This window comes from Streptomyces sp. NPDC058239, from assembly GCF_042882185.1.
Taxonomy (GTDB): Bacteria; Actinomycetota; Actinomycetes; order Streptomycetales; family Streptomycetaceae; genus Streptomyces.
In genome coordinates, this window is the sequence record NZ_JBHVWS010000033.1 from 99,058 (window position 1) to 109,973 (window position 10,916).

Below are 10,916 nucleotides of genomic sequence, written 5' to 3' on the forward strand. Positions count from 1 at the left end.
GTCTCCGTTCACGGAGGGAAGTTGAATCATGGGTTTCCGGTTACCCGGTGACGAGGCCGCTCCGTCGAGCGGGGTACTTCCGGGCGGGTGGCCTGAGTCAGAGATTAGGCTGCTGCAAGGATTGCTTGCAGCAGTTGAACGGAATCCTTGAGATGAACCACTCGTGTGAGTGACAGTCCAACTCAGCTGTCTTCAGGGGAGAGTTCGAAATGGCAGGCAGGGCCGCCTCTACCGCACGTCGCGCACGGCTCGGCGCCGAGCTGCGCAAGCTGCGGGAGCGTGCAGGGATGACCACCACTCAGGCAGCCGACCTCCTGGGTACGAGCTCGGGGCAGCTCAGCAACATAGAGGTGGCGCGCTTCGGCGTGAGCGCCGACCGCGTACGGGTCGCGGCCCACACGTACTCCTGCACCGATCAAGCACTGATCGACGCACTGGTCGCCATGACAAGTGACCGCAGGCGTGGCTGGTGGGAGGAGTACCGGGAAATCCTGCCGCCCAAGCTGCTCGATCTGGCCGAGATCGAACACCACGGCACAGGCCTGCATGCGGCGCACAGCATCCACATCCCCGGCCTGCTCCAGACCGTGGATCACGCCCGGGAGATCTACCGGCAGGCCGTTCCCGAATTGTCTCCACCGGAGATCGAGCACCGCGTCTCCTACCGCATCAAGCGGCAGGAAGTGCTCTACCGGACCGACCCCGTCCCCTACCAGGCCGTCATTCACGAGGCCGCTCTGCGCATGATGTTCGGCGGTCCGAATATCGCCCGGGGGCAGCTCCAGCACCTGCTCAAAATGAGCGAGCTACCCCACGCCACCATCCGCGTGATCCCCTTCGAGGCCACGTACTATCCGGGCTCGGGTCAGTCCGTGTACTACGTACGCGGACCGGTGCCCGCACTCGATACGGCGCAGCTCGACCAGTCGCACGGGCCTGTGTTCATCGACGCGGAAGCCCAGTTGGCCCAGTACCGCCTGCTGCTCGAACGACTCGACGACGCGGCCCTGGACATCGGGCGGTCCCGGGAACTCATCCACAAGGTCGCCCAGTGCCTGTGAAAGGAACCACGATGTCCGAACGCACCTGGCAGAAGTCGTCCTACTGCGCCCAGGGCGAAGCCTGCGTACACGTAGCCGCGGCCCGGACCGGAGGAATAGAACTCACCGAGAGCGGCGACCCCACCGGAGCGATACTCCGCACCACGCCCGCCGCCTGGGCAGCCCTCGTACGCACTCTCAAGGAGAGCCGCGCCCGTGACTGACATCCCCGCCGACCTCACCTGGACCCGCGCCGCCCCCGAGGGCGAGGAGGGCCCCGGCCCCTGGATCGAGATCGCCTTCGGCCCGGACGAACTCGTCCGCCTCCGCGAGACCGGCGACCCCACCAACATCGTCACGACCACCCGGGCGAAATGGGACGCCTTCACCAAGGGCGTCCTCGCCGGCGAATTCGACCACTTCGCCGAACTCGACGACGACCAGGGCACATCGGCACCAGCCTGACGGAGACCCGGCGCCCCCGAGGCTGCTATATCGCGTCAAGCTGTTCGGAGGAGATCACCGTGGTTCGGTCTGAGCGTTCGAGGATCTTGAACAGCTGGCGGCAGACAGCTCGTCTCAGGCACCGTTGTGCGTCGCGGGAGATCTTGTCCTCGCTGATCCTGCGGGCGACGCAGGTCTACTGGGCCTGCACTCCGGACGCGGACGGCGAGCAGCCCACGGCCAACGCGGCAGTCATCACCGCCACCATCGCCCTCGACCTGTCCTGCCACGTGTCCGCGCACCCCGCCGCGGGCATGATCAACGGATGAACGACGCCCCGGGCCGGATACTCCGCTGGAACTTCTTCATCGGCGGACACCTGAGCGCCTCGGTGCCCGTACGCCTCGTCGAGCGCACCGAGGCGGGCCAGCTGGTGTGGATGGAGACCGGCACACCGATGTGGCGTACGAAGCTTCCGCGCGGGGCGCACCTGCGGGACATCGCCCCGCACGACCGCCCGGCCGACGGGTACCCCTTGGTCGCCGACCGGTGGCCGATGGGCAGCGCGCTCTTCTATCAGCCGACCGGTGCCGCACACTCGGTGCTCTGGCTCTTCGGCCGCAGACAGAAGTTCCGTGGCTGGTACGTAAATCTGGAGCGCCGGGTCCACCACGGCGACGACATCGACATCACCGACTACGAACTCGACATCAATGTGGCCCCGGACCGGAGCTGGCAGTGGAAGGACGAGCAGTCCTTCGCCGAGAAGACCGGTGACCCGGCCTACTGGTCGGCCGACGAAGCGTCAGCCATCCGACGCGAGGGCACCTCAGTCGCACGGCTCGCCGAGGCCGGAACGTTTCCCTTCGACGGCACCTGGTGCGATTTCCGGCCACCGCCGACCTGGACGACACCACCCCGGCCACCCGTCCCACGCCACCCCCTGCTCTGACCAGCCACTGCGCTGACCAGCCCTGCCCAAGAGTCTCGGCCAGGGTGGCGGGATGACAGTCATTGCCCGGGGTCACCCTCCGTGATACACAGAGTAACCATACGTATTCGGTCATACACCGATTCGATCCGCAGGTCAGGGGGGTCGGACCGGTCAAACGTGCGAGATCCGGGTAAAGAGAGACGTCAAGCCGTCGTACGAGAGCAGTTTCATCAGCGAAGATAGAGAGCGACCCGTGTCGTGTGGCAGGGGCAATGAACTACCCAACAGGGGCGGTGACTTACATGATCCTGGCAGCTGAAAAGGGCGACATCACCACCATCATCGGCGGAATCGCCCCGAACTGGGGGCCGTTCGGGACCTTGGGCAACGAGGCCCGCGTAATGATCGAGGTCGTGATGGCCATTGCCATCCTGCTCTGCCTCGGCATCGCGGTCTGGGGTGCGGCAAAGCAGCGCATCGGCGCCACGGCACTGCGCGACACATTCAGCGCGGAGCAGGGCAAGGGGCTGATCGTTGCCGGTCTGACCGGTGTGTTCATCATCGGATCGCTGGGCACCTTGTTCACCATCGTCTACGGGATGGCCGTCTGACCGGCTGTCATCCCATGTCAGGGGCAGTCCCGCCCACGCCCACACCATCCGTCCGTCGTGCCCACCGGCAGAGGTTACGTTTCCCTGATGTCGAGTCACCACACCGCGCCCGCGCGGGAACCCGCACGGCTACCGTCGTACTACCCGGTTCAGGAAACGGTTGAGGGGGCGTACGCGGCATGAGTCTCGGCGACGAGAACGGCTACGGCAGCGGTTCAGGTCGTACGGACGATGGATACAGCACCATCGGCGGTACGCGCCAGACCCGTACCCGTCTCCCCGACGGCGAGGACGGCGACGGCTACACCACCCCCCGCCGCCCCGCCCGCAGCTCCCGCTCCCTCGTCACGGTGGTCGGCGTGGTCGTCCTCCTGATCGCGGCTATCGCGTTCGCGAACATGGGCGGAGGAGGCCCAGACGGCAGCGGCGGCTCGGGGAACGGGGGGAGCAAGCCGGATTCGTCGTCCACGGCGGCCACGGGGACGAAGCCGGTGACGGGGAAGAACGGTTCGATTCCTTCGGGGTTCGCCCATGACGAACAGGGGGCGCAGAGCGCGGCCACGAACTACTCCGTAGCGCTCGGCTCAGCCGACATGTTCGACAAGAGCAGTCGTCGCGCGATCGTCACCGCTGTATACGCCCCTGCGGTCGCCGCTGCCCGCCAGGGTGACCTCGACAAGGTGTACTCCGGCCAGGACTTTCTCACCAGCATCGGGCTGAATGCTGACGGCACTGCACCTTCCGGCCTGACCTTCATCTCACGTTCCAACCCGGCCGGCACCAAGATTGTGAAGTTCAACGGCGACACCGCAAGCGTCGCCGTTTGGTACTCAGCCCTGTTCGGGCTGGCCGGTGAAGGTTCCAAGAACCCCGTCTCTGAGAGCTGGTTCACCAACACCTTCGACCTGGCGTGGATCGACGGGGACTGGAAGATCACCGACTTCACGCAGAAGGACGGCCCCACCCCCGTCGGCCGTGACCAGGCTGCTTCCCCCGCCGAGGAAATGGCCAATGCCGTGGAAGAGTTCGGAGGGTTCACGTATGCCCGGTAAACGACCCAGCCGAGCCCTTTCACTCGCAGCGGCGGCAACCAGCCTGCAGGTCGCTCTCGTCATGCTGGCCAGCCGCGCATTTGCTGAGCCCTCGCCAAGCCCGAAGCCCAGCGCAAGCAACAACGCATGCGACCTGATCCGCGGCCCCGCCAAGGACTACTGCGAAAAAGGCGACGCAGGCGCCCCCAAAACCGACCCCGGCTCCGGCCTGGACAACTCCCTGGACCCCCTCTCCTCCCTCGCCCGCGGCTGCGCCGACGCCGCCGCATGGATCGTCGGCAAGCTCAGCGAGGCCGTGAAGAGCACCGCCAATGTCGACTTCACGAACACCAAGTTCCTCCAGCAGTACGCGATCGTCTTCGCCGCCTCCACCGTCCTGACGCTCGTCCTGTGGCTGCTCGCCGTAGCCAAGCGGGCGATCCGCGGCGTGCCGCTGACCACCGCGATCTCCGAGGCCATCGGCTTCCTGTGGCTGACGGTCCTCGCCTCGGCGTTCACTCCGCTGATCCTCTACACGGTCGTCTCCGCCACCGACGGCGTCACCGAAGTCATCGCCACGTCCTCGGGCGGACAGACGGACGTCTTCTTCGGCTCGTTCGCCGAAGCGCTCAAGAAGGGCTCCGACATCGGCGGCGGACCGATCATGCTGATCGTCGTCTCGCTCGTGTCGATCCTCGCCGCGGGCATCCTCTGGCTGGAGCTCGTCATCCGGGCCGCCCTCCTCTACGTCGGCGCCCTCCTGGGCACCGTCGTCTACGCGGGGCTCGTCGACAAGAACATGTGGGGACACGTACGCCGCTGGGCAGGCATCATGATCGCGGTGATCATGGTGAAACCGGTCATCGTCGTCGTGCTCGGGCTGGCCGGCGCGCTCTCCGAGGACGACGGGCCGAACGCGTTCTCCGCCGTCGTGTCCGGTCTCGCCATCATCCTGCTCGCGATCTTCGCCTCCGCGATGATCTACCGGTTCGTCCCCGGCTTCGGCGACGAGATCCAGGGCGCCCGCACCAACCGCAAGCAGGCCACCGACGGCTCCCAGGCCGCCGCGATGATCAGCTCCCCTGCCGCTCTCGTCTCCCAGGGCATCAAGACCCACAGCAGCCGCAGCGGCCAGAACAGCGGCGACAGCGGCAGTGGCGGGGCCCGGCCCGCCAACGCGGTCAGCGGTGGTGTCGCCGCGCACAGCTCCCGCAACTCCGGCGGCGGGAGCGGAGCCGGCGGCGGGTCTGTCCCCTCCGCCGCACCTCCGCCCCGCAGCGGATCGGGACCGACCTCCGGCACCCCCCACGGCAGCCGCTCCCCCCGAGGTGGCGGATCAGGCAGTTCAGGTAACAACAGCACGGGAGGTGGAGGGCGTTGACGACTCAGTCCCACACGATCGCGCCCCGCCGTACGTATCTCATCGGCCGGGCCCGGCCGAACGCGATCGTCGGCAAGAACCGCGAGACCGGCGAGATCGCACTGATCATCGTCGGCGCGTTCCTCGGCATGGTGAGCGGACTGGCCGTCCCCTACCTGGCCCCGCGGATCGTGCTGCTCGCGGGCTTCCCGCTCCTCGCCCTCGCGATCGTGTACCTCCCGTACAAGCACCGCACCTTCTACAAATGGTTCGAGATCAACCGCAGCTACAAGCGCAGCCTGCGCCGCGGTACGACCTACCGCTCCGCCGCCATGGAGGCGGGCGTCGGCGCCGACGGGCGCGAGGTCGAGATCGGACCGCCCCCCGGCATCGGCCGGATCAGCTGGCTCGCCGCCCCCTTCGGACCGGACGAGATCGCCGTGCTCCTGCACGCCGACCGCCGCACCGTGACCGCCGCGATCGAGATCGAGGGCCCCGGCGTCGGGCTGCGCGACAGCGAGGACCAGGAAGCGCTCGTCGACCGGTTCGGCACGCTGCTGAAGCATGTCGCCAACGGCGACGGCTTCGTGACCCGCATTCAGATGCTTGCCCGCACCCTCCCCGCCGACCCCGACGCCCACGCCAAGGACGTCGCCCAGCGCGGTGACAAGGCGTCCCCGGGCTGGCTGCAGGAGTCGTACGACCAACTGCAGTCCATGGTCTCCACCTCCAGCGAGCAGCACCGCGCCTACCTCGTCGCCTGCATGCACTACACCCGTGAGCTGGCCGCCGAGGCCAATGCCATGGCCCGCGCCGCCCGCCCCCAGGCCGGCCGCAAACTGGACCGGGACGCGGGTCTCGCCGTCGTCATGGCGCGCGAACTCACCGACATCTGCGCCCGCCTCGCCGAGGCCGACATCCGGGTGCGCCAGCCGCTCGGCCAGAGCCGGCTCGCCTCCCTCGTGCATTCGATGTACGACCCCGACCACCCCATCGACCACATCCAGGCCATGACCAAGCGCAACGCCTGGCCCGCCGAACTGGACGCGGTCGAGCCGACATTCCTCCAGGCCAAGACCCGCGAGTCGGCCACCCGCGCGCCCTGGTGCCATTCCACGGCCTGGGTGAAGGAGTGGCCGATGACGCCCGTCGGCGTCAACTTCCTGGCCCCGCTGCTCGTCCACACGCCCGATGTGATCCGTACGGTCGCGGTCTGCATGGACCTCGAACCCACCGAGGTCGCCATCGAGCGGATGCTCACCGAGAAGACCAACGACGAGGCGGAAGCCAGCCGTCAGGCCAAGATGAACCGCACCGTCGACCCACGCGACATCGCCGCGCACGGCCGGCTCGACCAGCGGGGTGAAGATCTCGCGAGCGGCGCGGCCGGAGTGAACCTGGTGGGGTACATCACGGTGTCCTCGCGTTCACCCGAATCCCTGGCCCGCGACAAGCGAACGATCCGCGCCTCGGCCGGAAAGTCGTATCTGAAACTGGAGTGGTGCGACCGCGAGCACCACCGCGCCTTCGTGAACACCCTGCCGTTCGCCACCGGCATCCGTCGCTGACCGCAAACAACCGAGAGAAACGAGAGGGAGGTCGGTCACGCCATGCGAGATCCGCTGTCCGCGCTGTCGGACGCCTTCACCGCCTTCCTCTTCGGGAAGGTGGAGACGACCAGGCTGCCCGTCCGTACGTCGACCGGACAGGCCCAGGCCGTCTACCTGCCCACCGCGGCCCCCGGCCTCGGCGACTCCGGAGTGATCATCGGCCGCGAGGTGTACTCCGGCAAGGGCTACATCTACGACCCCTTCCAGCTGTACGGACAGCAGCTGCCCGCCCCGCACTGGCTGGTGCTCGGCGAGTCCGGCAACGGCAAGTCCGCGCTGGAGAAGACGTACGTGCTCCGCCAGCTCCGCTTCCGCGACCGCCAGGTCGTCGTCCTGGACGCCCAGGGCGAGGACGGCGTCGGCGAGTGGAACCTCATCGCCCAGGAACTCGGCCTCACCCCGATCCGCCTCGACCCGACCTCCGCACTCAACGGCGGCATCCGGCTCAACCCGCTCGACCCCGCGATCACCACGACCGGCCAGCTCGCCCTGCTCCGTACGATCATCGAAGTCGCGATGGGGCACGGCCTGGACGAACGGTCCGGCTTCGCGCTGAAGGTCGCCCACGCGTACGTCAACGAGACGATCAACGACCGGCAGCCGGTCCTGACCGACATCGTCGACCAGCTGCGCCACCCGGAGCCCGAGTCCGCCGAGGCGATGAACGTCGACATAGATGACGTACGGGCCTGGGGCCTGGATGTCGCCCTCGTCCTGGACCGCCTGGTCGACGGTGACCTGCGCGGCATGTTCGACGGACCGACGAGCGTCGGCATCGACCTCGACGCCCCGCTGATCGTCTTCGACCTGTCGCACATCGACCGGAACTCGATCGCGATGCCGATCCTGATGGCGATCGTCGGCGTCTGGCTGGAGCACACCTGGATCAGGCCCGACCGGAAGAAACGCATCTTCCTGGTCGAAGAGGCCTGGCACATCATCAACTCGCCCTTCGTGGCCCAGCTCTTCCAGCGTCTGCTGAAATTCGGGCGCCGGCTGGGTCTCTCGTTCGTGGCCGTCGTCCACCACCTCAGCGACGTCGTCGACGGAGCGGCGGCCCGCGAGGCCGCGGCAATCCTCAAAATGGCGTCCACCCGCACGATCTACGCCCAGAAGGCCGACGAGGCCAGAGCCACGGGACGTGTGCTCGGCCTGCCCCGATGGGCGGTCGAGATCATTCCGACCCTCACCCCCGGCATCGCGGTCTGGGACGTCAACGGCAACGTCCAGGTGGTCAAACACCTGATCACCGAGGCGGAACGCCCCCTGGTCTTCACGGACCGCGCGATGACCGAGTCCTCCGCGACCGAACTCCTCCCGGAGGACGTACGCGCCGCCGAGCTGGAGGCGGAGCAGCGCGCGGCACGGATCGAGCACCAACAACGACTGAACGAGTCGTCCGAGTCAACGGTGGCATGACATGGCAGGGCGCGGCGAGGTACGTACCGGCGGCAGCGGAGGCATCCCTGACGGCCTGCTGATCGGCCTGCTGGCCTTCCTGCTCGGGCTGACGCTGCTGGCGTGGACGGCCACCGGCCTGGCCGGGCTGTTCACGCACGGCGCCTGGCCGGAGGGGGTCACCCTCGCCGAGACCCCCTTGGCGATACGACAACTCGTCACCACCCCGCACAACATCCCGGCCGCCTGGCCGAACACCCCGGCGAGCGAGCTCTCCGGGTACGGGCTCTTCTGGGGCCTGTTCATAGGCGAACTGATGGTGCTGCTGGTGCTGACGGTCTTCGTGATAGGGGTAGTGACCCGTTGGCGGCTGGTACGGGCACGGCAGCGTAGCGAACGGCACGGAGACGAGGACATGCCCGTACCGTCCCAGCGGCAGGAGCCCCGGCCCGAGGCCCAGAACCCACAGCAGACGGAGCCGCAGCCAAAGCCGGAGCCGGAGCCTCGACCGACGGCCCACTCCCCGGAGGCCGTACCCGTACCCGAACCCGTACCCGTGGAGCACACCCCGGCCGAGCCCGTTCCCTCCGCGCTCCCCTCCCCCCGCACCCCCCTTGTCGTCTACGGACCGGCCGCCACCCGCCGCCCCACCGTCGTCCAGGCAATCCAGGAGGCCGACGGGCCCGCGCTCGTCGTCACGTCCGACCCCACCGTCTGGGCCGAGACCAAGGACGCCCGCGCCAAGCTCGGCCCGGTCCTCGTCTATGACCCGGGCCACCTCTGCGACACCCCGGCCCGCCTCCACTGGTCCCCCACGGCCGGCTGCGAACAGCCCGACACGGCCGCCGCCCGCTCCGCCGCACTCCTCGCCCCGGTCCGGCCGCAGGCGCGGATCGACGCGACGACGGCCGACACCGCGGAAACGCTCCTGAAGTGCTGGCTGCACGCCGCCGCCATCGACGGCAGGCCCTTCCGCCAGGTCCACCGCTGGGCCCTCGGCGGCAGCGCCCACGAACCGGTGCGCCTGCTCCGTACCCACCCCAAGGCAGCCTCGGGGCTCGCCGGCGTGCTGGAGTCCGCACTGACCGCCCATCCCGAACGCCGCGAGATGGCACAGGAATTGACCGTACGAGCCTTTGCCGCGCTCTCCTCGGTCCACATCCGCGAGGCCTGCACACCGAACCGGGCCGATTCGCTCGTGCTGGAATCTTTCGCGGGCGAGGGGGGCACCCTTTATGTGGTGGGTGAACCGATCGAGGATCCCCGCTCGGGTCCCGGAGCAATGCCCCTGCTCACGGCACTCGCCTCACACGTGGTCGAGCACGGCCGCCGCATGGCCGCACGGTCAACCGACGGTCGGCTCGACCCACCAATGACTCTCGTACTCGACGACGTCGCCGCGGTGGCGCCCCTGCCCCGGCTCCCGGAGCTGCTGTCGGCCGGCCAGGCTCAGGGCCTGCCGACCCTGGCCCTCCTCCGCTCCCAGGAACAGGCCCGCGCCCGCTGGCCCCAAGACCTCACCGGCTCACGCTAGCCGGGCGACCCGGCGCCACGCACCTGTGCCGGCCGCCGCACCGCATACTCCAGCTCCCGCGCAGACGGGTCGCCCGGCACAGGCACCGACTCCCCGGTGGCCACGAACCCGATCCGCCGATAGAGCGCCGCAGCCCGCGCGTTGTCCTCGTGCACATACAGTCGCACCCGCTCGATCCGCGGCTCCACCAGTGACCACGCCCAGTCCGTCCCGGCCCGGAACAGCTCCTCGGCCAGGCCCTCGCCCCGTGCCTCGGACCGTACGAACACACCGACCAGATGCGCCTGGTGGACGTCGGCCGCCTCACCGAACCGCACGTCCGCGTCCGGCCGCTCGATCAGCACGGTGACGCTGCCGTCCCACCGCCCGTCGGGCGCGACGGCGACGAACTGCCGCACTTCGCCGCTCCCGGTCTCGGACCCGCCGACCGCCCGGTCCTGCCAGAACGCGTCGGGCTGGGCCGCACCCTGCGCGTACGTCTCCAGAAAGGCCACCGCCGCAGCCGGGTCCTGCAGCGCCGCCAGCCGCAACTCCTTGACCAGGGGCCATTCATCGGCGCGTACGGCTCGAATCACATGTTCCATCCGCCGATCCTTCCCTTCCCCGCCCAACCCGCGCAATCAACATTCACGGGCCCCGACACGGTCATCGGCCAGGGCTGGACCAATACGGAGATCGCCGAACGGCTCCACCTCGCCGAATCAACGGTGAAGACACACGTCACGCGCGTCCTCGCCAAACCGGATCCCGCGACCGCGTCCAGGCAGTCATCCAGGCTTACAGCACCCACCTGGTCAACCCCGCCTGACAGCAAAGAGGGATGAACGCAGAAAAGCCCCGTGCCACAAGGGCACGGGGCTTTCCCGTAAAAGGAGTTCGGCGGCGTCCTACTCTCCCACAGGGTCCCCCCTGCAGTACCATCGGCGCTGAAAGGCTTAGCTTCCGGGTTCGGAA

General features: G+C 68.4%; 12 protein-coding genes, 1 rRNA gene and 1 pseudogene. 12 read left to right on the forward strand and 2 right to left on the reverse strand.

Annotated features, from left to right (window positions below):
- Positions 1-209 precede the first annotated feature (209 nt).
- From ACFVYE_RS29665 to ACFVYE_RS29715, 11 genes are all read left to right on the forward strand, one after another.
- The gene (locus tag ACFVYE_RS29665; RefSeq protein WP_389607711.1) at positions 210-1,061 is read left to right on the forward strand and encodes a Scr1 family TA system antitoxin-like transcriptional regulator; all 852 of its coding nucleotides are present in this window, start codon (positions 210-212) and stop codon (positions 1,059-1,061) included.
- 11 nt (positions 1,062-1,072) lie between these two features.
- Positions 1,073-1,264, forward strand: coding sequence for a DUF397 domain-containing protein (locus ACFVYE_RS29670; protein WP_383959804.1), 192 nt, complete (start codon positions 1,073-1,075; stop codon positions 1,262-1,264).
- Positions 1,257-1,505, forward strand: a complete 249-nt coding sequence (locus ACFVYE_RS29675) for a DUF397 domain-containing protein (protein ID WP_389607712.1) — start codon at positions 1,257-1,259, stop codon at positions 1,503-1,505. The genes ACFVYE_RS29670 and ACFVYE_RS29675 overlap by 8 nt, the downstream gene beginning before the upstream one ends.
- Positions 1,506-1,648: 143 nt before the next feature.
- Entirely contained in the window at positions 1,649-1,813 is a 165-nt protein-coding gene (locus ACFVYE_RS29680) for a hypothetical protein (RefSeq protein WP_383959800.1), read from the forward strand.
- Positions 1,810-2,436 (forward strand): DUF402 domain-containing protein, encoded by a 627-nt coding sequence (locus ACFVYE_RS29685; protein WP_389607713.1) that lies wholly within the window; start codon positions 1,810-1,812, stop codon positions 2,434-2,436. Before ACFVYE_RS29680 ends, ACFVYE_RS29685 begins: the two co-directional genes overlap by 4 nt.
- A gap of 284 nt (positions 2,437-2,720) precedes the next feature.
- Positions 2,721-3,029, forward strand: a complete 309-nt coding sequence (locus ACFVYE_RS29690; protein ID WP_018101695.1) for a hypothetical protein — start codon at positions 2,721-2,723, stop codon at positions 3,027-3,029.
- 179 nt (positions 3,030-3,208) lie between these two features.
- Positions 3,209-4,081 (forward strand): hypothetical protein, encoded by an 873-nt coding sequence (locus ACFVYE_RS29695; RefSeq protein ID WP_389607714.1) that lies wholly within the window; start codon positions 3,209-3,211, stop codon positions 4,079-4,081.
- 61 nt (positions 4,082-4,142) lie between these two features.
- The gene (locus ACFVYE_RS29700) at positions 4,143-5,441 is read left to right on the forward strand and encodes a hypothetical protein (protein ID WP_389607715.1); all 1,299 of its coding nucleotides are present in this window, start codon (positions 4,143-4,145) and stop codon (positions 5,439-5,441) included.
- Complete coding sequence (locus tag ACFVYE_RS29705) at positions 5,438-6,988, forward strand: SCO6880 family protein (RefSeq protein WP_383959792.1); 1,551 nt, start codon at positions 5,438-5,440, stop codon at positions 6,986-6,988. Before ACFVYE_RS29700 ends, ACFVYE_RS29705 begins: the two co-directional genes overlap by 4 nt.
- A gap of 42 nt (positions 6,989-7,030) precedes the next feature.
- On the forward strand, positions 7,031-8,449 hold the full coding sequence (locus tag ACFVYE_RS29710) for an ATP-binding protein (RefSeq protein WP_389607716.1): 1,419 nt from the start codon (positions 7,031-7,033) through the stop codon (positions 8,447-8,449).
- A gap of 1 nt (position 8,450) precedes the next feature.
- Positions 8,451-9,962: a type IV secretory system conjugative DNA transfer family protein gene (locus tag ACFVYE_RS29715; protein ID WP_389607717.1), complete on the forward strand. Its 1,512-nt coding sequence runs from the start codon at positions 8,451-8,453 to the stop codon at positions 9,960-9,962.
- Here the strand turns inward: ACFVYE_RS29715 and ACFVYE_RS29720 are convergent.
- Positions 9,959-10,546, reverse strand: coding sequence for a GNAT family N-acetyltransferase (locus ACFVYE_RS29720; RefSeq protein ID WP_389607718.1), 588 nt, complete (start codon positions 10,544-10,546; stop codon positions 9,959-9,961). The genes ACFVYE_RS29715 and ACFVYE_RS29720 overlap by 4 nt on opposite strands.
- Before the next feature lie 57 nt (positions 10,547-10,603).
- Between ACFVYE_RS29720 and ACFVYE_RS29725 the strand changes: the two are divergent.
- Positions 10,604-10,770, forward strand: a pseudogene (locus ACFVYE_RS29725) (response regulator transcription factor); the annotation flags it as partial.
- A gap of 66 nt (positions 10,771-10,836) precedes the next feature.
- Here the strand turns inward: ACFVYE_RS29725 and rrf are convergent.
- A 5S ribosomal RNA gene (rrf, locus tag ACFVYE_RS29730) occupies positions 10,837-10,916 on the reverse strand; the annotation flags it as partial.

Bases quoted from the DNA above. Each gene is read 5' to 3' on its own strand.
- ACFVYE_RS29665 (WP_389607711.1), top strand. From the start codon at position 210: ATGGCAGGCAGGGCCGCCTCTACCGCACGTCGCGCACGGCTCGGCGCC.
- ACFVYE_RS29670 (WP_383959804.1), top strand. From the start codon at position 1,073: ATGTCCGAACGCACCTGGCAGAAGTCGTCCTACTGCGCCCAGGGCGAA.
- ACFVYE_RS29685 (WP_389607713.1), top strand. From the start codon at position 1,810: ATGAACGACGCCCCGGGCCGGATACTCCGCTGGAACTTCTTCATCGGC.
- ACFVYE_RS29690 (WP_018101695.1), top strand. From the start codon at position 2,721: ATGATCCTGGCAGCTGAAAAGGGCGACATCACCACCATCATCGGCGGA.
- ACFVYE_RS29695 (WP_389607714.1), top strand. From the start codon at position 3,209: ATGAGTCTCGGCGACGAGAACGGCTACGGCAGCGGTTCAGGTCGTACG.
- ACFVYE_RS29700 (WP_389607715.1), top strand. From the start codon at position 4,143: ATGCTGGCCAGCCGCGCATTTGCTGAGCCCTCGCCAAGCCCGAAGCCC.
- ACFVYE_RS29710 (WP_389607716.1), top strand. From the start codon at position 7,031: ATGCGAGATCCGCTGTCCGCGCTGTCGGACGCCTTCACCGCCTTCCTC.
- ACFVYE_RS29715 (WP_389607717.1), top strand. From the start codon at position 8,451: ATGGCAGGGCGCGGCGAGGTACGTACCGGCGGCAGCGGAGGCATCCCT.
- ACFVYE_RS29720 (WP_389607718.1), bottom strand. From the start codon at position 10,546: ATGGAACATGTGATTCGAGCCGTACGCGCCGATGAATGGCCCCTGGTC.